The sequence below is a fragment of the Sediminibacterium sp. KACHI17 genome, from assembly GCF_040362915.1.
Taxonomy (GTDB): domain Bacteria; phylum Bacteroidota; class Bacteroidia; order Chitinophagales; family Chitinophagaceae; genus Sediminibacterium.
In genome coordinates this window covers 1685915-1710107 of the sequence record NZ_AP029612.1, presented here as the reverse complement: position 1 = coordinate 1710107, position 24193 = coordinate 1685915, and the positions used below count along the sequence as shown (strand labels likewise).

The 24193-nt window shown below is 40.0% G+C and carries 13 protein-coding genes; 9 read left to right on the top strand and 4 right to left on the bottom strand.

The genetic code is table 11. From position 1 onward, the window contains the following. Window positions 1–10: 10 nt before the first annotated feature. The 3 genes from ABXG83_RS07485 (at window position 11) to ABXG83_RS07475 (ending at window position 8425) form a co-directional block, all read left to right on the top strand. Window positions 11–1624: a RagB/SusD family nutrient uptake outer membrane protein gene (locus ABXG83_RS07485; RefSeq protein ID WP_353548231.1), complete on the top strand. Its 1614-nt coding sequence runs from the start codon at window positions 11–13 to the stop codon at window positions 1622–1624. Window positions 1625–1829: 205 nt separating this feature from the next. After that, a complete protein-coding gene (locus ABXG83_RS07480) occupies window positions 1830–5081 on the top strand; it encodes a VCBS repeat-containing protein (RefSeq protein WP_353548230.1) in 3252 nt (1083 codons plus the stop codon). A gap of 11 nt (window positions 5082–5092) precedes the next feature. Then, window positions 5093–8425 carry a VCBS repeat-containing protein gene (locus ABXG83_RS07475; protein WP_353548229.1) on the top strand — a complete coding sequence of 1111 codons (3333 nt, stop codon included), beginning with the start codon at window positions 5093–5095 and terminating at the stop codon, window positions 8423–8425. A gap of 5 nt (window positions 8426–8430) precedes the next feature. Here ABXG83_RS07475 and ABXG83_RS07470 read toward each other — a convergent pair whose 3' ends face one another. The 3 genes from ABXG83_RS07470 to ABXG83_RS07460 form a co-directional block, all read right to left on the bottom strand. Further along, complete coding sequence (locus ABXG83_RS07470) at window positions 8431–9360, bottom strand: hypothetical protein (RefSeq protein WP_353548228.1); 930 nt, start codon at window positions 9358–9360, stop codon at window positions 8431–8433. Between the two features lie 83 nt (window positions 9361–9443). After that, window positions 9444–10763: a vanadium-dependent haloperoxidase gene (locus ABXG83_RS07465; protein ID WP_353548227.1), complete on the bottom strand. Its 1320-nt coding sequence runs from the start codon at window positions 10761–10763 to the stop codon at window positions 9444–9446. Between the two features lie 5 nt (window positions 10764–10768). Then, a complete protein-coding gene (locus tag ABXG83_RS07460) occupies window positions 10769–14317 on the bottom strand; it encodes a VCBS repeat-containing protein (RefSeq protein WP_353548226.1) in 3549 nt (1182 codons plus the stop codon). A gap of 53 nt (window positions 14318–14370) precedes the next feature. Between ABXG83_RS07460 and ABXG83_RS07455 the strand changes: the two genes are divergently transcribed. From ABXG83_RS07455 to ABXG83_RS07430, 6 genes are all read left to right on the top strand, one after another. Then, a complete protein-coding gene (locus ABXG83_RS07455) occupies window positions 14371–16404 on the top strand; it encodes a glycoside hydrolase family 65 protein (RefSeq protein ID WP_353548225.1) in 2034 nt (677 codons plus the stop codon). A 20-nt stretch (window positions 16405–16424) separates the two neighbouring features. Next, entirely contained in the window at window positions 16425–16979 is a 555-nt protein-coding gene (locus ABXG83_RS07450) for a hypothetical protein (RefSeq protein WP_353548224.1), read from the top strand. A gap of 55 nt (window positions 16980–17034) precedes the next feature. Beyond that, complete coding sequence (locus ABXG83_RS07445; RefSeq protein WP_353548223.1) at window positions 17035–18360, top strand: vanadium-dependent haloperoxidase; 1326 nt, start codon at window positions 17035–17037, stop codon at window positions 18358–18360. Between the two features lie 77 nt (window positions 18361–18437). Continuing rightward, window positions 18438–19517: a hypothetical protein gene (locus tag ABXG83_RS07440; protein WP_353548222.1), complete on the top strand. Its 1080-nt coding sequence runs from the start codon at window positions 18438–18440 to the stop codon at window positions 19515–19517. 123 nt (window positions 19518–19640) lie between these two features. Next, window positions 19641–20603: a hypothetical protein gene (locus ABXG83_RS07435; protein ID WP_353548221.1), complete on the top strand. Its 963-nt coding sequence runs from the start codon at window positions 19641–19643 to the stop codon at window positions 20601–20603. Between the two features lie 3 nt (window positions 20604–20606). Further along, on the top strand, window positions 20607–22151 hold the full coding sequence (locus ABXG83_RS07430) for a phosphatase PAP2 family protein (RefSeq protein ID WP_353548220.1): 1545 nt from the start codon (window positions 20607–20609) through the stop codon (window positions 22149–22151). 76 nt (window positions 22152–22227) lie between these two features. On the opposite strand, the gene ABXG83_RS07425 is transcribed toward ABXG83_RS07430, so the two are convergent. Next, window positions 22228–24174 (bottom strand): alpha-amylase family protein, encoded by a 1947-nt coding sequence (locus ABXG83_RS07425; protein ID WP_353548219.1) that lies wholly within the window; start codon window positions 24172–24174, stop codon window positions 22228–22230. Between the last annotated feature and the right edge of the window lie 19 nt (window positions 24175–24193).

Below are 24193 nucleotides of genomic sequence, written 5' to 3'. Positions count from 1 at the left end.
ACTGAAAGCAATGAAAAATATTCTAAAAAGTAGGTTTGTACCGGTTGTCGCTGCTGTTGCTGCACTTACCGTATCCTGCTCCAAGCTTGATCCAAAGCTGGAAGCACCGAACTCAATTGCACCAAATAGCGGTAGCGGAGCTCCAACTCCACCATCTATCGCAGCGGTGTATGAACAATTAAACCAATTAACCGGTGGCCAGGGTAACTGGTTTGGCTTGCAAGAGCACTCTACCGATGAAATCATGGGCCCAACACGTGGTACTGACTGGGATGACTTCGGTACATGGCGTCGTCTGCACCTGCATACCTGGGGTCCTGATCATAACCAGATCAATGATACTTGGAATGGTTTGAACGGAGCACTTTTCCAAACAACTTTGGTGGCTGAAACTGCTACTGGCTTGACAAAAGCTGAAGGTCAGTTCCTGCGTGCTTTCTTCCGTCTCCTGGTATGTGATATTTATGGTCAAGTTCAAACACGTCCTGCAACTGCAGCTGCAAACGCAATTCCTGATGTGTTAACAAGATCAGCTGCTATCGATGCGGTGATCGCTGAACTTGAAGCTGCAGTACCAAACCTGCCAGCTTATGACAGAAACAACAGAGGTCAGGCTACTAAAGAAGCAGCTTGGGCTTTATTGGCTAAAGCATACCTGAACAAAGCAGTTTACAAACAAGATCCGGCTTCACCTGCAGGTCCATTCACTTTTGCACCAGCAGATATGAACAAGGTGATTGAATATTGTAATCTGGTTGCAGCTAACGTTAACCTGAGCTTAGACCCTCAATACTGGGATAACTTCAAATGGAACAACGGTACTGCTTCTTCTGAAAACATCTTTGTACGTAAAGCTGGAAGTGATGCGAGAGCTGGTAACGGTGCTAACCTGGTTTGGCAGACTTGCCAAAGCTGGCACTACAACCAACGTCCATCAAGCTGGAATGGTTTCGTAACACTGTCTCAATTCTATGATAGCTTTGAAGATGTTGACGTTCGTAAATCAACTCCGCTGGCTGGTTATACTAACTTAGTAGGTTCTAACGCTGGTTTCCTTGTTGGACAAGCACGTGGTCCTGTTAAGCCTAGCAATCCTAAAGAGCCAGGTGTGATCGGTGATCCAATCGGTGATCTGTATGACAGAAGTGGTAACCCACTTGTCTTCACTCGTACTGCATCTATTTTCTTCAACGGAGAAGCAAGCGGTATTCGTGTAAATAAATTCCCTCTGGATCCAGCAACAATCAATGATGGTGCATGGGGCAGCCAGAATGAGTTTCCTTTCCTTCGCTTTGCAGACGTTCGTCTGATGAAAGCTGAAGCGTTACTGAGAGGCGGCACAACAGGTGCAAATGGTGAAACACCATTGACCATTGTAAACAGCATCCGTACATTGAGAGGAGCTTCTCCACTTACAGCTGTAACATTGACTTCATTATTGGCTGAAAGAGGTCGTGAACTTTACCTCGAAGGTCACAGAAGAACAGATATGATTCGTTTCGGAAGATTCAACGCTCCTGTTGAAGAAAGACCAAACGCATCAGAAGCTTACAAAGCAGTATATCCAATTCCAACTACTGCCTTAGCATCTAATCCTAATCTGAAGCAGAACGTAGGTTACTAATTCAGTTAGAACGTATAATTTCCAAAAGCCGGTTCAATTTGAACCGGCTTTTTTATGTTTAGATTATCCAATACTTCAACAATACCAGCCGGTATTTATACTATTTTAGCATACTATGATACGCTATAGAATCTGGTTATTAATTATTTGTTGCGCTTGCATTACAGCCTGTAAGAATGATCGTAAAAAGACATTGTACTCACTTGTGTCTGATTCGAATATCAATTTTAAAAACACACTTACAGAATCGGAGTCTTTTAATGTATTTAAGTACCGTAATTTTTATAACGGCGGTGGAGTAGCTACCGGAGATTTAAATAATGATGGGTTGCCTGAAGTTTTCTTTACGGCCAATCAAAGCAGTAATAAACTATATCTCAATAAAGGCGACTTCAAGTTTGAAGATATTACTACAAAAGCCGGAATAACATACAACAATGAATGGAGTACAGGGGTCGTCTTCGTTGATATTAACGCAGATGGATGGCTTGATATTTATGTATGTAACGCCGGAAATATGCTTAATAAAGCATTGAGAAAAAATAAACTGTACATCAATAACAAGAACCTCACTTTTACCGAAAAGGCAGCTGAATATGGTCTTGACAATGATGGTTATACGACCCATGCATCTTTCTTTGATTATGATTTAGATGGTGACCTGGATTGCTTCCTGGTAAATAACAGTCCCATTCCCGTCAACTCACTGAACTATGCAAACATGCGTAGCATCCCTGATGCAGAAGCGCCTTATGCTGAATTTCTAAAAGGCGGTGGCGATCACTTACTGCGAAACGACAATCATAAGTTTACCGACGTTACTAAAGAAGCAGGTATTTATGGTAGTATCATCAGTTTCGGTTTAGGAGTGACCGTGGGTGATGTAAACCTGGACGGATATCCGGATGTATATGTATCCAATGACTTTTTTGAAAAAGACTACTTATACATCAATCAACAAAATGGAACTTTTAAAGATGAAATAGAAAATCGCACACAACATATCAGTTTTTCATCGATGGGTGCAGATCTGCAAGACATCAACAATGATGGTAAACCTGATATTTTCACTACCGATATGTTACCGGGAGATGATTATCGATTGAAAACAAATACTTCTTTCGAAAATTATGATGTATTCAAATTAAAACAAGATCAGGGTTTTTATAATCAATACACTCAAAATGCATTACAAGTCAACAATGGGGAAGGACGGTTTTTGGAAACCGGTTTTTTCAGTGGCGTAGCTGCCAGTGACTGGAGTTGGGGTGCATTGATGTTTGATGCAGATAATGATGGGTTGTCTGATATCCTGGTATGTAACGGTATCTATCGTGATGTCACCGATCAGGATTTTATCGACTTTTTTGCCAATGATGTGGTGAATCAAATGGTATTGAAAGGGAAGAAAGAAGAAGTTAATACAGTCATTGATAAAATGCCTTCTGTTCCTATTCCCAATAAAGCATTTAAGAATCTCGGTAACCTTAAATTCAAAGATGCCGAACAGGAATGGGGGCTTGATCAACCAACATTTTCAAACGGGGCTTCTTATGCAGATCTTGATAATGATGGAGATCTCGACCTCATCATTAACAATGTAAATCAGGAAGCACTTGTATATAGAAATACGAGTAATGATGATTCTGCAAACAAGTACATCGCTTTGCAATTACACTACAAAGACAATAATCCCTTTGCAATAGGCAGTAAGATCAAAGTGTTTGCAGGCGATCAATTGATCACCAGAGAGCTGATCCCGAGTAAAGGATTTCAATCATCAATAGAATACAAACAAACTATTGGAATAGGCAAAAACCGTATCGATTCTATTCAGATACAATGGCCTAATAATACCATTTATACGTTTACCAATGCTGCTGTCAATAGCTTACAGCATATTCACTATGACAGTGCTAAAGTAAGACCTTGGCAGCCACAACAGGCTGTTGTAAACGAGACACTGCTTTCTCTGTCTGCTCTCTCATTCGATGCGCATAAGGAAGATGAACATATTGATTTCTATCAAGAAAGAAATATTCCGTTCATGCTCTCGAAACAAGGCCCAAAAACAGCAGTGGCTGATGTGAACAAAGACGGACTGGAAGACCTATTTATTGGAGGAGCTGTTGGTCAACCATCGCAATTGTATCTACAGACATCGCAAGGTTTTTTAAAAAAGAAAATACCTGATTTTGAGAAATTTACTTTCAATGATGTAACTGCTGCACTTTTCTTTGATGCGGATCAAGATGGAGATATGGATCTGTTTACTGGTGGTGGCGGCAACTTTGTACCTGCTTCTTCTGAAAAATACCAACACCAGCTTTACATGAATGATGGAGCCGGCAATTTCGTATTGCAGTCCGGTACTTTTCCGCTAAGCCATACGAATGCGGGTATTGCAGTAGCATTGGATTATGATTCGGATGGTAAAACCGATCTTTTTATCGGTAGCAGAAGTGAACCACAGAATTATGGCATCTCCCCCAAAAGCTATCTATACCATAATGATGGAGGAGGTAAATTCACTGATGTTACAGGAAAGGCCGCTCCTTTTATGGATCAGTTAGGTATGGTAACAGATGCTGCATGGGTGGATATAGATAGCGATAATAAAAATGAATTGATCATTACAGGAGAATGGATGTCTCCTAAAATCTTTACTTTCTCAAATGGTACATTTCAAGAGCGATCTACCGGACTGGAAAAGGAATTGGGATGGTGGCAGTCTTTATCCGTTGGCGATTTAAATGGAGATGGACATCTTGATCTGGTATTGGGAAATATTGGGCAGAATTTTTACATGAGACCAACTTCTGAAGAACCTGTTTCTCTTTGGATCAAAGATTTTGACCAAAATGCGACTATTGATAAAATTTTCAGTCATAGTATTCAGAAAAAAGATGTTCCTGTATTTCTGAAAAAAGATATTACAGATCAGATCCCATCACTGAAAAAATCAAATCTCAAGCACTCTGATTTTGCGGATAAAACCATTGAACAGATCTTCAAAGATGGGTTGAAAGATGTTAAACGCTTAACAGTAAACAATGCAGCTAATTCAATTGCGATCAATAACGGTAAGGGACAATTTAAACTGATGACCTTACCCTATATGGTACAATTATCTTCTGTTCATGCATCTGTGATCACAGACCTTAACCAAGATGGTAAAAATGATATTGTATTAGCAGGTAATTTCTTTGATCTGTTGCCTCAGTTTTGTAGTGTTGATGCTTCTTATGGGCATGTTTTGATCAATAAAGGAAATAATGTTTTCGAACCTCAGACAGCATCAGTATCTGGTTTATCAGTAAAGGGACAGGTGAGAGACATCTCAATGATTCAACAAAAAAATAGAAACATCATTTTGTTCGCACGTAATAATGATACACCTGTGTGTTATTATATCAATCATCAGTCGGATAAAAAACAAGTACCACAGGTAAAATGAAAGGAATGAATATGAGATCTATATATACAGGTATTTTCCTGCTGATTATTGTAGGTATTGGCTGTAAAGGAAAAAAGGATGCACCCTTGTTTGAAATAGCTGATCATGAACGCACAGGTATTCATTTCAGTAATACCTTGCATCCGTCTACCTCGTTTAACCTGTTTTCTTACATGTACTATTATAATGGAGCAGGAGTTGGAGCAGGTGATTTTAATAATGATGGATTGATCGATTTATTTTTTGCAGCCAATCAAGAAAACAACAGGTTATATCTCAATACCGGAAATCTTCAGTTCAAAGATGTTACCAAAGAAGCGCGTATACCTGTGGATGGAGCATGGAGCACAGGTGTATCTGTTGTAGATATTAATAATGACGGACTGCTGGATATTTATGTTTGTAGAGTAGGTAATTACAAAACACTGAAGGGAAAGAATCAACTGCTGGTATGTACCGCAATTGGTAAAGATGGAATACCTGTATACGAAGATCAGGCAACCATGTATGGACTCGATTTTTCAGGTTTTAGTACCCAATCTGCTTTTTTGGATTATGATGGTGATGGTGATTTGGATATGTTCTTACTCAATCACTCAGTGAATCATGATGGTAATTATGCACCACGGGCTAACTTTTTAAATACGTATGATTCACTTGCAGGACAGAGACTCTACCGTAATGACCAGCGTAAAGATGAAAAAGGGAATCACATACCACAATTCACGAATGTCACCAAAGAAGCCGGTATCAATGGAACGAAGATCGGATATGGATTGGGAGTAGTAGTAGCAGATATTAATCTGGATGGTTGGCCAGACATCTATGTGGGGAATGATTTTCATGAGAATGATTATCTCTACATCAATCAAACAAATGGAACTTTTTCAGAACAAGGGGCAAGTCAGTTAATGCATACAAGTCAATTCAGTATGGGTGTTGATGTGGCTGATATCAATAACGACGCTTATCCGGAAATCATCTCCATGGATATGCTACCTTATGATCAGTATATGCTGAAAAGATCCATGGCTGAAGATGATTACAATATATTTCAGCAAAAACTTCAGTACGGATATACACATCAGTATGCAAGGAATAACCTTCAATACAATCGGAAAAATGGAAACTTTAGTGAAGTAGGACAGTACTCAGGTGTACATGCAACTGACTGGAGTTGGGCATCTTTATGGATGGATTTTGATAATGACGGACTTAAGGATCTGTTTGTATCCAATGGTATTCCCAAGCGAATGAATGATATTGATTACATCAATTATGTCTCCGGCGGTGAGCTCCAGGAAAAACTTAAAAACAATACGATTCAGGATAAAGACCTCGCTCTGATAAGTAAATTCCCCGAGATCAAATTACCGAATCAGTTTTTCAGAAATCGCGGTGCATTCCAGTTTAATAATATCACCGATAGTATACAAAATAATCTCCCAACTTTTTCGAATGGGTCTGTTTATGCTGATCTTGATAATGATGGAGATCTGGATGTTGTTGTCAATAATATCAATGATCCTGTTTTGATCTATGAGAATAAAACCAATACCGATACATTATCTCAGAATTATATTCGATTAGAACTGACCGGAGACTCGATCAACAAACGAGCGATCGGAGCTAAACTTTTGATCTATGCAAAGGATCAGTGCTACAGTTATGAACAGTATCCTGTACGAGGTTTTCAATCCAGTATGTTGGGTCCATTGCATGCCGGACTAAAGGATATTCAACCTGATTCTGCCCTCTTGATATGGCCAGACAGAACATATCAATCTGTTACAATATCAAAAAAGGGATCATTATCTCTTACCTATAAGAAGGGCTTACCTGAGTTCGATTTTGTACAAAGACTACAGTCGCCTCATACAGCTACATCCATTTTACAAGATATTACTGCCAGTACAGGGCTGGATTTCAAACATGAGGAAAATGTATTCAATGATTTTGACAGAGAGCCGCTGATCCCGCATATGCTTTCTATGGAAGGGCCTGCATTGGCAGTAGCTGATATCAATAAAGATGGATTAGAAGATGTGTTTATTGGAGCTTCTAAAGGAAATAAGAATGCATTATTCATTCAAACGAAACAGGGTCGTTTTCAGCGGTCGGAGCAGCCCGCATTAACGAAAGACTCGATATGGGAAAATGTGGATGCCATTTGGGTTGATGTCAATAATGATCAGGCGATCGATCTTGTGATCGCAACCGGTGGTAATGAATATTATGGAGAAGATGAACACCTGCAACCACTCTTGTACCTCAATGATGGACGCGGAAATCTTCGTAAGAAAGATTTTGCTTTTCCTAGTGGTATGAACACGCAAAGTAAAGTTGTTGCCAATGATATCAATGGGGATGGATTTGTGGATCTGTTTTTTGCAGGTCGTTCCATCACATGGGCCTATGGTATGCCTCCGCGTTCTTATCTCTTACTCAATGATGGTTACGGAAATTTTCAGGATGTAACAGTGACTTATAGTAAAGAGCTCTTAAACCCCGGAATGGTCACATCCGCCCAATGGGTAGATATGAATAAGGATCAACAAAAAGATTTGTTACTGGCATATAACTGGGGAGGTATTGATGTGTTCATCAAAAAAGATCGACAGTTCGTCCGACAAAATATCATTGCCGAAAAAGGATGGTGGCAAACGGTTCATGCCGATGATATAGATGGTGATGGTGATATAGATCTACTAGCAGGAAACTTTGGGCAGAACAGTCGGGTTAAAGCCTCTCTGAATGCTCCTGTTAAAATGTATATCAATGACTTTGATGATAATGGCAGGGTAGAACAGATTATGACCTATTTTGTAGGTGGTAAAGAAATACCACTGGCAAGTAAATTACAATTGGAGAAATCCATTCCTGCGATCAGAAAAAAATTCTTGTATGCTGCAGATTTTGCAAAAGCTGATTTAAAAGAATTATTTGCACCACAGAAATTTGAAAAAGCATTTCAACTCGAGGCCAATAATTTTGATCATTTGATGGTCATCAACAATGGTGATCTGACATTTACCGCAACTCCATTGCCATTTGAAACACAACTGAGTCAAATCAGATCCATTCAAAAAATACAAACTGAACAAGGAACTTTTTGGCTGACCTCAGGTAATTTCTACGGTAATAACATAGAGATCGGAAGACAAGATGCTGATTTCGGTACCCTACTTCAATACCAAAAAGGAAAGGGTATGATAGTAGCAAAAGTTGAACCCGTACGAGTTAAAGGACAAGTAAGAAATGTAAGACCGATCATGATTGGCGGGAAACAATCTTACATCCTCGCGCGTAACAATGAAACAGCAGTTGTCTTAGGTAGAAACTAATTGCTTTATTGGAAAACAGGATAATTCACAGTAGTGATCCATTTTGAACTGTCCTTTTCCTGTAATCTGTTAGTGATCAATCTTTCAAAAGCGATTGCAGGAGATATTTTTCTGAAGTCATTCACATAAAATTGAACGGCTTCTTTACATTTTTCGATCGTACTGTTTCCACCTTGTACTTCAGCAACTACAATATTGCCGAGCATCATATTTTTCTGTAAAAACTTTCCCTGAGAAGGAATTTCACGATCAGATGCTACAGCTACCATCAAAAGATATTGATTTTCACCTTCTTTAAAAACATTGAAAATCGGATAATTTACAACCTTGCTTTTTTGGGATAGGATAAAATTTTTAGCTTCCTCAATACTCGCATAAACTTCCTCTATCGTAGGATAATGGTTTAGATAGTTTTTTATTGATACATAATAAGCATTAGGTACTTTTTCCATTCGTATATCAAACCCATATACCCTTTTTACATTCGAAAAAGAAAGGGTTAAATTCTTGAACAGTTCTTCGTATTGTTTTTGTTGGGAAGAATACGATAGGTACTGATATAGTTTGGTCAATGGATTTGTTGAAAAATTAAACTGTACGTTTAATGTTAAAGCAGTTTCCGCATTGTAAGTAGCAATGGTTTGCAACTCAACAGATGTTGGTATGCTTTCATTCAATACACTTGCTTTGAAGCCATTGAGCAATAGCATATCGATATGTAGTTCTGTATCTCCAAATGCCAAAGTGCTATCATTTTTAACGTTGCCGGGCCACCATTTTTCCCAGTATTGTTTGTTTACAATAACCCTTGAAATTCCATCAAAAGGTATGGTAGCATTTCCAGTGAAACTCTTTAATCGATTGGATGGTAAGAAAAAGCCAATGCCCACTACTAAAACCACTAATACAATAACTCCGTACAAAAAACGCTTCATAATAACGCTCAATTTTTACTAAATAAAAATACTGATCAGGTTACAACAAAATTAAGTAGAGACTGTTCTCCGTGGAATGGTAATTATTTATTGTAAAAAGTACGGTTAAAATAATCTCCAATTTGTTGCCCTTGTTTTTGTCCATTCATAACAGCAGAACGATAGTGGATTCCTCCGTACATCCTGCTCATGCTTACTTCATCAGAAGCAGCACTTAGTGAAGTGAAATTTCTTTCCAATCCAAGATAGGGTAATTCAGTGGTATCTCGGAAAGCAGTGTTATTGCCAAAAACGGCTGAAAGAACAGTTGCTGCTGCAGCAGAGATCACGCTATGCCCACTGGTATATTCCGGAAAAGGAGGTGTTTGTAAGAGTGAATTCCATTCAGAAGCAATATGTTCACGTATAACCGTTACAGGGCGTACAGTTTTACTGGTATATTTCTCCTCCCAGGTTGAGATAAAACCATCAAAAATAGCAGCAGCAGTTAATGCATATACTCTTGCGATCTCAAGGGTAGACTTCTTTGATTGACTGCCCAAAAGCCCTGTAATGCACATCCAGTGACCTACTGGCGTCATCTTTTTATTGGCATAGGTCAAATGTCCTTTGTGTTCCGATACAAAGGGATTGTCGTCCCAAAAACGCGCGATCAGTTTTTGTTCATCCGTAAGATTTTTACTCAGGTCATATACTTCCTTCACTTCTTTATAATACTGACTAGATGGATTGATGCTGTAAGCAGGGGGTCTCACAGGTTTGAACTGTGACGCAGAGTCCAATAATAGCGGTTGGATCAATCGCCAGTTGGGTTCAACTGCTTCTTCATAATCAGGAGGTGTTTGCTGCCATATTCCGGTTTCTTTCAATACACTAAATTTTGGCATGCCTCGGGTAAGCTTATATCCATCTTTAGATGCTCTCTTCAAAATATGATCTGCCACTGCTTCTCCCCAGACAACAGAATTAGTATACACTTCTTTATCCAGATCACTGAAGTGATCTACCAATACTTCTCTCCCTGTTTTGATACTGTCTTTTGAAAAGACCAATGCTTCTGCCACTTTCATGAATGCGATCACCGCCGATAGCCTGAAATCATGTCGCTGTGTGGTATCAGGAGAAGCGAGTTCCGTAAAGCCATGCAGTTTTGGCAATAAACTTGAATAGGTAGAGTTTGTTGGTCGAAGTGCTTCATAATATGCGAGATTACTGTATGCATACATTCTGCTGGCGACAGGCGGATTCACAATATCATAAACAATCACATCGGTGAGCCGCTGCACACACTCATACTGAAGCTCATGAAGCTTTGAATGGTCTTTTTCTTTAGAAGAACTACAACTGCTGATAACAGCTGCGATCAGCAAAAAGGGGGCCCAAAACCGATAACGACTTTTCATAAAGATCAGGGTTTAACTGTTCTGCTTTTTTTATTGCCTGTAAATATTTCAACTGAAGCCACCGATGAATTCAAATGAATAAAGTTGACCGATTGTGAAAGGAATCCATGACCCGAACTGAATTCTTCTTTTCTTTTTGTACCGTCTTTTAAATAAACGATCGCATGTGTTTCAGCAGGTGTTGTTTTTACAAATGAAGCACTGTCTTTGGCCAAACTGAATATCTTCAACAGATCTCTATTTTGTCCGGCTACCACGCTTAAACGATCTTGTATTACCAGTTCAACCAACCCTCTGCCATTGGCAGGAGTATAAAAACCTGATGCTGCAATCGACATGGATTCAAACTCATTGTTTTTCTTATTGAGTAACACCAAACCATTCAGCGCATCTTGTCTTCCGAGGTAGGGAGCCATTGAATATTCATTACCGGTAAAGATCAAATCCGTTCTGCCATCCATATTAAGATCACGTGCAATGATTCCATATATAGGTCCCATTTGAGCAGGGGCTGGCAGTGCATGTACCTCAAAGTTCAAAGATCCTTTATTCTCGATCCAACAGCTTTGTAAATAATTGGCGCTTAGTTGATATGCGTCCTTAGCTATTTCCGGCGGGAATAATTGACTCATTTCTGTTTTGGCATATCCTGCATAATTCGGGAAACGTTCTTTCAAAACACTCATTTCTCTTAAGATCAAATCTCTTCCTGCTACAGGATATTCTTTTTTCTCACCGTAAATAGAGCCCGGTAACCAATGACTGAATACCACATCTAAGCTGGAGTTGTTATCAAAGTCTTTGGCATATACTTTTAGTGGATGCTGATCAGAAGCTTGTAGAAAACCATTCAGTCCATAATTACCGGCAACATAATCTATATCACCATCATTATCCATATCAGCTGCTATAAGACTATTCCACCATCCGGTAAAATTTGTCAAAGAAGTTGCTGTTTTCTTAAATGTATTACCGCTATTTTTCAAAAGCTGTATGCTTCCCCAATCAGTAGTTAATAAAAGATCGGTTTTGCCATCTGCATCTGCATCGGTCCATAATGCAGCAGTGATCATTCCAATATTCAAGAGATCAGGTGCTACTTTGGAAGTGACATCGGTGAATACTATTTTCCCATTTTTTGAATCATTCCTGTAAATAAAACTATTGGTAGGCATAGGATATCTTCCAGGTATTACCCTGCCACCAATAAACAGATCCAGGTCATTATCCTGATCATAATCAAAAGCACTGATACAACTTTTTGTTGTGCGATTATTGGTAAAGTCAGCGGTCAGTTCAGTAAAATTTCCTTTGCCATCATTGAGATAGAAATGATCGGTATAAGCTTTTGTTTGCGGCTGGTTTTCTGCACCACCAGAAACAATAAAAATATCCAGATCACCATCACTGTCTGCATCTATTAAGTTGATGCCTGCATCATCCTGGTATTGTGGACTTTTATATCCAGGTAAATAGTTCCTGGTAAAACGACCATTTGCTCCTTGTATAAAAGTAGAAGCATGAAACGGAGAACCACCTCCGACCACCAGATCATCTTTCCCATCTCCATTCAGGTCACCTGCTGCAAGAGAAGGACCATACTGTGTGAGTTTATGTAGTAACAAACGTTGAATATCAAAGTCAATAAAATCAACTTCTGAAAATCCATAATCTACTCCACTTATAGCAGTGATATCCTCTAACAATGGTCTGTTTATTGTTGGTATTGGTTGCTGATAAACTGTGGCATTTTTTGCAGAGAAGAGGATCGTTTGATTAGCAGATACATTTGTTTTACGTTCCGATCTTCCATCCGGCCATATCACGCGAATAGAATCGATCATTGTATTTGTGCCAATTCCAAAATGCAGGATATTTTCTGTAGTAGACAAATAACCACGATAAGGAGAATGTTCGGTTACCTGATGCATCCCTTTTGCATAGACATGCACCCAGGCACCCAGTCCGGAAATATTTTGAGCGGTACCAGCTAAGCCAATACGAATGAAGTTGGAGGATTCTTTTTGCTGACGTTCCTTATTCTCCAATAAGGTCGCAGGCATATTGGTATTGTTGATCACAACATCCAGGTCGCCATCTTTATCAAGATCAGCATAGGCCATACCCGCTGAGAAAGTAGGGAAATCAATACCCCATTCTTTGGTTCGGTCAGTAAAACTCAAGTCTCCATTATTCTGAAAAACGTAGTTGCTGATCTTTACAACCGGCAATTGTTTCAGCACTTCTTCTAGAGGTGCATTGGCAACAGCGTTAGTTCTATACGACATGAAATCTTTATCAGACATGTCTTTGGGTAGTCCATTGGTGACAAACAGATCTCTCCATCCATCATTGTTGACATCAAAAAGTAGAGGGGCCCAACTCCAGTCAGTATGCGCTACTCCACTGAAATAAGCGATCTCGCTAAATGCGGGTCTGTGTAAGGAATCAATATTCGTTGAGATCGTTCCTTGATTCAGTTGTAAAGTATTTCTCGGATACTGATACATGTATCCATAGCGATCACTGTTTTGAAAAGTCTGATAGCTGATATCCGAATGCATCATTTTCTGTCGGTAGTTATCAGCAGGCATCATATCTGTTTCAATGATATCAGCGAAGCCATCGTTGTTGATATCAGCGATATCATTCCCCATCGCATTTTTACTCGTATGTTTCAGGTAAGTCGCACATTGATCAGAGAATGTTCCGTTTTTGTTATTGATGTAAAGAATATTATTTGATAAGTAATCATTACTGATATAAATATCTTTCCATCCATCTTGGTTGATATCGGCAATACTTATACCCAAGCCATGACCTTCGATCAGGATACCGGCTTTAGCGGAAACGTCTGTGTACACGGGATGATGAAGGCTTGAATCAAACCGGTTCTCCAATAGTTTGTCTGTATTGGGCCAGCTTCCGTCTTTACGTATGGGGCGAAATTCATTGGGATAAGTGCCATCGAGGTCGTTGACCAATAGATAAACATCCAGATCCCCATCATTATCATAATCAAAAAAAGCAGCCATATGGGTATTCGACATATCATCTAACCCATATTCTTTTGCCATTTCTTTAAATACAGGGATGCCGGTATTTTTATTCACTCCTTGATTTACATACAGGAGATTACGTCTTGCATTGCTATCAGCTAATACGGCTGCACAAACATAAATATCCGAGAGTCCATCATTGTTGATATCAACAATGCTTGCCCCTTTACTCCATTTTCCATTTCCAATGACGCCGGCCTGCTCAGTAATATCCTCAAATTTCAGATGGCCTTTATTGAGAAAAAGTTTATTGGCAGTTCTGTTTCCAGTGAAATAGATATCGGGTAAGCTGTCATTATTGAAGTCTCCGATGCCTACGCCGCCACCGTTGTAGATGTATTCATAATTCAGGACATTCAGTTCCTGATTTTCAATGATTGTATTTGAAAATTTTAATCCTGATTTTTCAGGATCAACCTCTTCCAGCAGTTTGGATGATCTGGAACAAGCTAAACCAAAGACGCAAACGATTGCGATAATAAAAATATATTTCATACAGGGTTTTAGAATAAATTTGAGCAGACGTCAGTACTTGCAAAATAAGCATTATGAAACGATTGCACTTGTTTTACCTGCTAATCTTTTTTATTGGAATCTCACCAGTAAAATCGCAGGATCCATGGAAACTTACAGTCCCTTCTGTCAATCCATCCAACTACTATGGAGTTACCGTCGCAAACGGTATGATTGGTATTGTATCGTCTCCTGAACCTTTTAAAGTAAAAGAGGTCGTTCTGGCAGGTGCGTATGATCAATATGGTCGTGGAAGGGTTAGTAATTTTCTGCGAAGTTTCAATTTATTGAACATGCAGTTAGGGATTGATGGTAGAAATATCACCGGATCCGAAGTACGTAACATGAAACAGGAACTGGATATGAGAAAAGCGTCATTTACCTGTTCCTTCGATTACATGGATAAAGCTACGATCACCTATTCTTATTATTCTTTGCGTCATCTTCCATTTACGGTATTAATGGATGTTACCATACAAGCTAAAAAAGATATACTTGTCAATGCCGCAAGTGTAATGGAAGCTCCTGATGCTTTGAAAGATGTTCAGAATTATTACAATGAAATCGATCGCCCGCATGTGACCATCAGCCTGCTTACTTCATCAGCAAAAAGTCCGACTGGTAAACTACTGATGTGTGCATCCAATACTTTTCTTTTTTCTGAAAAGCATGAAGAAGAGCCGCGTGTGATACATGAAATGTGGGATAATAACATGCATCTGATGAAATTCAATAAAACACTGAAGGCCGGAAATACCTATAGCTATTCGGTTGCAGGGTCTTCTATCACCAGTGCACATCATGATGATCCATTGAATGAGGCAGAGCGTATGACCATTTTTGCAAAACTGGAAGGTCGTGATCGATTATTGTCATTTCATGGAAAATCCTGGGAAGAGCTTTGGAAAAGTGATATCCAGATCGATGGTGATCCACAAGCGCAACAGGATATTCATAGTATGATGTATCACTTGTATTCCTTTGTACGTGAAGGAACTGATTATAGTCCTTCTCCTATGGGATTAAGTGGCCTGGGTTATAATGGACATGTATTCTGGGATACGGAATTATGGATGTATCCGGCATTATTGGTGTTGCAACCTGCCATGGCAAAGAGTATGGTCGAATATCGTTTCAATCGATTGGCTGCCGCAAAAAAGAATGCATTCAGTCATGGTTATAAAGGCGCTATGTTCCCTTGGGAAAGTGCTGCTACCGGCGTAGAGGAAACACCTGTGTGGGCATTGAGTGGTCCTTTTGAACACCATATCACAGCTTGTGTGGGGATCGCTGCATGGAACTATTATTGTGTGACACAGGATAAAGAGTGGTTGAAAGAAAGAGGCTGGCCTATCTTAAAAGAAACCGCCGATTTCTGGGCGAGTAGGGTAGAACGGAATGGTCCGGGTAAATATGATATCAAAAATGTAGTGGCCGCAGATGAATGGGCTGAGAATGTAGACAACAATGCATGGACCAATGCAGCTGCAAAAGCGGTATTGAACTATGCCACAGAAGCTGCGGCATTGATAGGTGTTAAAGCAGATGCTGACTGGCTTCATGTAGCACAGAATATCCCTATTCTGAAAATGGAGAATGGTGTTACCCGAGAACATGCTACTTATCAGGGAGAAGGGATCAAGCAAGGGGATGTGAATCTGTTAGCCTATCCGTTAAAAGAAGTGTCAGATCCCAAACAAGTATTAAAAGACCTCGAATATTATGAAACTAGGGTTCCTAATGAAGGTACGCCGGCGATGACGCAGGCTATATTCACTTTACTCTATGCCAGACTTGGTAATGGCGATAAGGCATTGAAATTTTTCAAGGAATCATATGAGCCGAATCTCAATCCTCCATTCAGGGTCATTGCAGAAACCAAAGGGGGAACCAATCCATATTTTGCAACAGGTGCCGGAGGCATTTTGCAGAGTGTACTCATGGGTTTTGGGGGAATCGACATCACTTCCAAGGGGATAACACAGGTTAAATCTGTATTACCTAAGCACTGGAAAAAACTAACACTTACTGGTATCGGGCCCGACAAAAAAACCTTGGTGGTTCAGTAAAAACAATTATTTTTAGTGAGTTGAAAAGACTTGCTACGATAGTATCCCTTAGTTTACTACTCTTTAGTTTGGGTGGCTACAGAATGCTGTTGAATTATATGGAAACGGCTTCTGACAAGGCATTTCAGGCAAATCTTTATGAAGATATCTACGATGAAGCGATGTTATTGCACATAAAAGTTCCTGCAAGTACACCTTATGGTACTAATTCGGAACAATATGAAAATGCATCGGGTGAAGTTGATATCAATGGTGTGACCTATCATTTTGTAAAGAGACGTTTCTATAAAGACTCTCTGGAATTACTCTGTGTACCGAATATTCAAAAGATCGGTATCCGAAATGCACGCGATGACTTTTTTCGCTTAGCCGGAGATTACACCAGTACAAACACAACCCAAAAATCTTCCAATCAGCATACGGTTCTGAAATTCTCTATTCTGGACTTTACCGGGGATCATTCTTTTTCCTGGCAGTTTAGGGATGCTGACCTGCGTCAGGTTCATTATGTGAATCAAGAAACCACGTATTTGTCTGATTATAAAAATCGTTTAGAGCGCCCGCCACAAGCTTAATGCTGGTTCATTAAGCATTCACTTTTCTTATCTGTTTCTATTTATAAACCGTTTTATGAAAAAGCTTTTAGGTGGGCTCGTGCTACTTATATGTATTCAGTCATGTAAGCAGTCTAATGAGTACAAGAATTTCCTACATGATCCTGCCCTTTTTAGTCATACTGTTCACGAATTGAATACCGTAGTGATGGGAAATAATTTCCCTCCCATGGTTGCATCACGCAATTATGCGTATGCTGCGATCGCTGCTTATGAAGTGATAGCAGTAGCTTATCCGGATCAGTATACTTCTTTGGGTGGACAATTGAAGGGACTTCAAAAACCTAATATCTCTGCCATTGATGCGGATGCAGATATTGAGTTAGCCACTTTAATGGCGTATATGAAAGTAGGAGAGTCGGTTACTTTTCCGGAAGGAAGTATGAAACTGTATGAAGACAGTATCCTACAGGTAGCGCGAGAGAAAGGGTTGAATAAAAAAATAGAAGACGCATCACGCAAACTGGCCGATAGTATCAGTATGCATATTATCAGATGGAGTAAGAAAGATAATTATCTGGAAACCCGTGGAGCTGAAAAATATGCAGTAAAAAAGATACCTGGTCGTTGGGTGCCTACGCCTCCTATGTATGCCACTGCAGTAGAACCTCATTGGCATGAAATAAGACCTTTGGTGATCGATAGTGCAGGCATATTTGATCCACCGCCGCCTCCGGTTTTTAATATGTCAGATAAGAAGAGTAAGTACTATCAGGAAGTGATAGCCATAAAAAATGCCATAGACAGTTTAACACCAGAACAGAAACATATCGCAGAATTTTGGGATGATAATCCGTTTAAAATGAATGTTACCGGACATGTGATGTTCGGTAGTAAAAAATTCTCACCTCCGGGTCACTGGATGAGTATTGTGGGAATAGCAAGTAAAAAAGCCAATGCAGATTTTCCAACGCATGTATATGCAGTTGCTAAAACAGCCATCGCTTTATTTGACGCATTTATTCAGTCTTGGTATGTAAAGTATAAATACAATACTGCACGCCCGGAAACGATTATCAATGAATATATTGATCCCAACTGGCGACCTTATTTGCAAACACCAGCATTCCCGGAATATACTTGTGGACACTCAACCATTTCATCAGCAGCTGCAGAAGCGCTGACAAGTGTATTCGGAGATAATTTTGCTTATACTGATTCTACTGAACTCGAATTTGGCATACCCAATCGTTCGTTCAAGTCTTTTAGACATGCAGCGGATGAGAACAACTGGGCAAGGTTTTATGGCGGAATTCATTATCACAGCTCCTGTATTGTTAGTACAGATCTAGGTCAACGTGTCGGCAGACTCATCGTTGACAGACTCAAAATGAAGAAATAACGATAACAGACAAGCAGCTATCAGACTGATGTGACTTTCAAGGCTCATCGTATAGCACTGTGCCTAAAACCAAAACAATGAGATCTTTAATCTTTATACTGTTCTTTTCACTACTTGCATATACCCAAGCAAAATCACAAGGCTGTGTAGCCATACGTGGTGTGGGTGGATTATGCACCATTGATCATAAGGGAACAGATACGGTTCCTTCTAAATGGACCTTAAATACGAATACGCGCTATTTCAATTCATTCAGACATTTTGTTGGCACTGAAGAGCAAAAACAAAGAATTGCGAACAATACACAAGTGATCAATAATAATGTGACCATAGACATGAGTCTGATCAGAATATTGGATCAGCGCTGGTCATTGGCCTTTAGTATTCCTTTGATTTCTAATACCCGTACCTCACTGTATGAGCATGGCGGAGCTTCAAGACATATGACTTCCTCATTTGGATTGGGAGATGCACGTGTATCTGCCTACTACTGGCTTACCAATCCGTCAAAAGGTAAAAAGTTCGCTTTACAGGCAGGGCTTGGTATCAAATTGCCAACAGGTGATTATCGCGTAATGGATCATTTTTATACAAATACAGGTACAAGAGTATTGGGTCCTGTAGATCAGTCGATACAGTTGGGTGATGGCGGTACAGGATTTACTACTGAGCTCAATGCTTTTCAAACCATCAACAGACAACTTAGTTTGTATGGTAATTTCTTTTATCTCATAAATCCAAGAGAACACAATGGTGTTTCTACAGCAAGAGGAGGTACTCCTTCCGCAACTGCTTTACAATATGGTAGTGATGTGATGAGCGTTCCTGATCAGTATATGATTCGTTTTGGAGCTAATTATACAATCAACAGATTTACTCTTTCAGCGGGATACAGACATGAGGCAGTTCCTTCCTCAGACCTCATTGGCGGTAGCTATGGATTTCGCAGACCCGGTTATGTCAATTCCATTGAGCCGGGAATTACTTATTCTGTAAAGAAGTTAAATCTCTACGCTTATGTTCCTGTAGCGGTGGTTAGAAGCCGTACACAAAGCTATGCAGACAAGCAAAGAACAAAGATCACCGGTGTGTATGCACAGGGAGATGCGGCATTTGCAGATCTGGCAGTGAATGTGGGAATGAGCCTTCGATTTTAGTTTAGTTGATAGTTATTAGTTGACAGTTGGCAGGGAAAACAAAAAACTAGTTTCTCTTCTGGCAACTATCAACTGACAGCTGTCAACCATCACAAAACCTCTTTATCAACTAAACTATTCAATATGCAATTTATAAAAACAGGTTTATGTCGTTGGGCATTCCTGATTATAGTAATAGTATCGGGGACCTCGCTAAAAGCGCAGACTGAGATAGATGGTATCATGATGGCAAAAAATAATTACTGTAGTGGTCTCATGTACAACTATAGTAGCTGGGATCAATATTGGGAGGGCACTTTGAAAAGAAATAATCTCAACCTAGGTACCGTGTCTACCAGTATGATCGCTTATATGGGTAACTATGGTGTATCAGATAAACTGAATGTTTTATTCGGATTACCTTATGTCAAAACAAAAGCATCTGCCGGTACATTACATGGTATGCAAGGTCTGCAAGACCTATCTCTTTGGGTGAAATGGATGCCTTATGAAAAAGAGTTCGGCAAAAGCACTTTATCTTTTTATGCTATTGGCGGTGTATCGGTTCCCGTATCTGATTACACACCGGATCTGTTGCCATTGTCTATCGGCTTACGCAGCAAAACATTGTCATTGAGAGCTATGGCTGATTACCAGATTGGTGCATGGTTTACCACTGTTTCGGCTACTTATGTTGTGAGAGATAAAGTAACATTGGACAGAGAACTCTATTACACAACACAGTTACATCAAACGAATGAAGTGGCCATGCCTGATGCTTCTTCTATGAATATTCGTGCCGGTTACAGAACGGGTAGACTTATTGCTGAAGCTGTATGGAACAAATGGACAACACTCGGTGGTTTTGATATCACTAGAAATAATATGCCTTTTGTCAGCAATAGAATGAATGCGACTATGCTGGGAGTGAATTTCAAGTATAATCTAAAAGGGGTAGATGGATTGTCACTCATTGCCAATGCGAATGCAACATTGAGTGGTAGGAATATGGGGCAGGCTTCCAATATTGGAGGCGGTGTTTTTTATATCCTCGACTTCTCTCCTAAAAAGAAAAAAGAAAAAAAAGCTGACACTTCAAAAAAATAAGTCATGAAAAAGAATTTATCCTTTTTACTAATGGTCATCTTTTTGACGGTGCAGATGTCATGCTCAAAAGATGCTCCTAATACAACCGATAATGCGCCACTATTGGCGCCGACAAAAATGGATATTGATGCCGGACTTTGGAGACCTGTTTTATTGACTGGTCCGACAGAGTTTCCTGTGGCGGCACCGGCTGCAGTTACTACTCCGGGCTATGTTGCAGAGTTGAATGAAATAAAAGGCTATCAGCGTGATCTTACAAGATCACAAGAAGCATCCATCAAATATTGGGGAGCAGGAGGTGTTTTGCGATGGAATGAACTGATGAGAGAACTTGTAGCAAAATACAATTTACCTCCTTATCAAAATGCTGATGGAACTTATCCTTTCCCGAGTGCGAATAATCCATTTGCTTATCCTTTATTTCCATTTGCCAATCCACCATATGCAGCAAGAGCGTATGCGTATGTAAGTGCTGCACAGTATGATGCTTTAGTGGCTGCATGGCATTATAAGAAGTTGTACAACAGACCTGCACCTTATAAAACAGATGCGTCTATCAAAGCAAAACTTCCTACAAGTGATCTGCCTTCTTATCCGTCTGAAGATGCCGTACTTGCAGGTGTTACTGCTGAGATGATGAAACTTCTTTTCCCGGGAGAGATCGCTTTCATACAACAGAAAGCAGATGAACAAAAACTTTCCAAGATCATGGCAGGTGTTGCTACCAGAAGTGATATCGAGGCGGGAGAAGCATTGGGAAGATTGGTGGCGCAAAAATTTACTGCTCGCGCCAGAGCAGACAGGGCCGGTGCTGCAGCAGGCAATCAGGCAAGCTGGACTGCTTTGGAAACCAATACCATCGCACGCGGTGAGATCCCTTGGATCAGTTTGGAATCGCCTAAGCGTCCACCCATGTTACCAGGCTTTGGTAATGTCAGACCTTTTCTTTTTGATGAAACAACCACACCAACCTTAAGACCGGGTCCACCACCCTCAACTTCCAGCGAGCAAATGAAAAAAGAATTGGCAGAGATCCTAGACTTTGTAAAAAATCCGACCGCTGAAAGAATTCGCATCACTCATTTTTGGGCTGATGGTATTGCAACTCCAACGCCTCCCGGACATTGGGGTGCGATTGCTGATGCAGATTTTATCAAACAAGGATTTAGTGAAGTGCGTTGGGCAAGAAATATGGCATTACTGAATATGGCGATGATGGATGCTGCGATCGTATGTTGGGATACCAAATATTTTTATTTCAATCCCAGACCTAGTCAACTCAATCCGGCTATAAAAACACTTACGGGCTTGCCTAACTTCCCGGCATATATTTCAGGTCACTCAACTTTCAGTGCAGCTGCGGCTACAATACTGGGTCATATTGTACCATCCCGTGCAAAAGACTATGATGCCATGGCAAAAGAAGCATCTATCTCCAGAATGTACGGAGGTATTCACTATCGTAGTGATTGTGAGAAAGGATTGGAAACCGGTAATAAAGTTGGTGCCTATGCTGTGAATAGAGCAAAGACAGATGGAGCAGATTAGCCTATTGCTAATAGGTCATAGCAAATAGTGATGTGTTCATCTCGCTAACAAGCTATTAGCCATTTGCTATAATCTATTAGCGATTTGTCAACAAACAAAACGAATACGGCTCAATAACAAGGTACTCATAGTCTTCACCTACTGAGTACCTTTTTTCATTCCAATGATCATAAAGATTTTCAATAGCATGTCCCTGCTCTTTGAAAGCATACCAGGTCAGATAAGCAGCTTTGTTGCTGTAATTGAATAGACAATACAAATGATCATCATCCATGGATCGTATGAATCCTGATACATGAATATTATGTGGAGTGATCCAGCGCAGGTTCTTATGATCTGCTGTCACCGATAATTGCTTTCTTAGTTTCAATAGTTTTTGTGTGCCACTGAAGATGCGATGTTCTATGGTTCCCGCTTCTTTTGTTTTTTTATTTTTCTCCCAGTCTATCAATGGCCGATGCATCCATCGGTTATCATAGCTTTTACCCGGATCATTCAAATAACTGTAATCATTGGTATAAGCAGCTTCATCACCATAAAATAACATCGGGATGCCGCCTACAAAAAAGCTTTGTGCCTGCATCAATAAAATCTTCTTTGCTGCTGTATCAATCCATGAAGTGTTACCGGACTCCAATGCTTTTTCCAATCCACATAAAGAAGCCAGTGATCCACTGATACGTGCATCCTGTGTTTTAGGATTCACAGAAAATAAGGCACCGGATGCAGGAGAACCCGGATGGGCACCAGAATAATAATCTTTCAAAAATTTCCGATGTTCATATGCATTGAAACCTGCAGCAGTAATTGAACTGTCTTCAAATCCTAAACCAATATCATCATGACAACGGGTATAGCTGATCCAGGTACAGCCAAGTGGTTTTTGCAAGAGGTCATTTTGTGCTGCTAACATCACTCTTGTATCACCTGTTGCCAAGGCATCCCATTGTAAAGCCATTTGTGTGGCATTATAAGCTACATCACATTCACGAGCGATATAAAGATCGGTACCAAAATACTTCATGATCTCTTTTGGGGCCACAATGGCTTCACCTAAAAGGGCCATGCCAGGAGCACTCACTTCTACACATTGACGAATCAGTCTGAGTATATCATGCGCTTGTGGTAGATTCTGACAAGTAGTACCCAATTGTTTCCAGATAAATGCAGGAGCATCAATACGTAAAATATCAACCCCCAAATTTGCATAGAATAAAATGTTATCCAACATATCAATGAATACAGCGGGGTTGGTATAGTTTAGATCCCACTGATATTGATGAAATACGGTCATCACCCATTTGTTGGCTTCCTTGCACCAGGTAAAACTACCGGGCGCACTCTCGGGAAATATTTCAGGCATCGTAGCATCAAACTGATCGGGTAGAGTACGATCATCGTACATGTAGAAATAGTCCTGATATACAGGATCACCTTTTCTCGCTTTTACTGCCCATTCGTGATGATGTGAAGTGTGGTTTAATACAATATCCAACATGAGATACATGTCTTTGTTCAACATGATTTGCTGAACAGCACGCAGATCTTCGAGTGAACCAAACCGTGCATCTACTTTTCTGAAATCCGACACAGCATAGCCACCATCACTTTCTCCTTCCGGACTTTCAAACACAGGCATTAAATGTAAAAAGTTGATGCCGAGTGATTCGAGGTAGGGTAATTTTTTCGGTAATTGCTGTAGGGTGCCACAAAAACGATCTACATACAAACTCATCCCACAGATCTCATTACTCAAAAACCAGGAACCCTTTGAAGCTTTATCCAGATCTCTCTTGCGCAAAGCTTCCGTACGGTTTTGGTGATTATGAATGAGGGTCAATAATAATTTCTCAAATAATGCATCTGCCATCAAATGGTTACTGTACAATGACTGATAAAGACCATGAATAGCAGCGGCATTAGCCGATAAGCGCGTATAGAAATGCAGATCATCTCCTGACACAGAAAGTCCTTCCTGAGTGCATATGCGGGAGATACGTTGGTGGAGAGAAAATGAATACATCTTAGTTGCAAGCTTCAGG

Bases quoted from the DNA above. Each gene is read 5' to 3' on its own strand.
- ABXG83_RS07485 (WP_353548231.1), top strand. From the start codon at position 11: ATGAAAAATATTCTAAAAAGTAGGTTTGTACCGGTTGTCGCTGCTGTT.
- ABXG83_RS07475 (WP_353548229.1), top strand. From the start codon at position 5,093: ATGAGATCTATATATACAGGTATTTTCCTGCTGATTATTGTAGGTATT.
- ABXG83_RS07470 (WP_353548228.1), bottom strand. From the start codon at position 9,360: ATGAAGCGTTTTTTGTACGGAGTTATTGTATTAGTGGTTTTAGTAGTG.
- ABXG83_RS07465 (WP_353548227.1), bottom strand. From the start codon at position 10,763: ATGAAAAGTCGTTATCGGTTTTGGGCCCCCTTTTTGCTGATCGCAGCT.
- ABXG83_RS07460 (WP_353548226.1), bottom strand. From the start codon at position 14,317: ATGAAATATATTTTTATTATCGCAATCGTTTGCGTCTTTGGTTTAGCT.
- ABXG83_RS07455 (WP_353548225.1), top strand. From the start codon at position 14,371: ATGAAACGATTGCACTTGTTTTACCTGCTAATCTTTTTTATTGGAATC.
- ABXG83_RS07445 (WP_353548223.1), top strand. From the start codon at position 17,035: ATGAAAAAGCTTTTAGGTGGGCTCGTGCTACTTATATGTATTCAGTCA.
- ABXG83_RS07440 (WP_353548222.1), top strand. From the start codon at position 18,438: ATGAGATCTTTAATCTTTATACTGTTCTTTTCACTACTTGCATATACC.
- ABXG83_RS07435 (WP_353548221.1), top strand. From the start codon at position 19,641: ATGCAATTTATAAAAACAGGTTTATGTCGTTGGGCATTCCTGATTATA.
- ABXG83_RS07430 (WP_353548220.1), top strand. From the start codon at position 20,607: ATGAAAAAGAATTTATCCTTTTTACTAATGGTCATCTTTTTGACGGTG.
- ABXG83_RS07425 (WP_353548219.1), bottom strand. From the start codon at position 24,174: ATGTATTCATTTTCTCTCCACCAACGTATCTCCCGCATATGCACTCAG.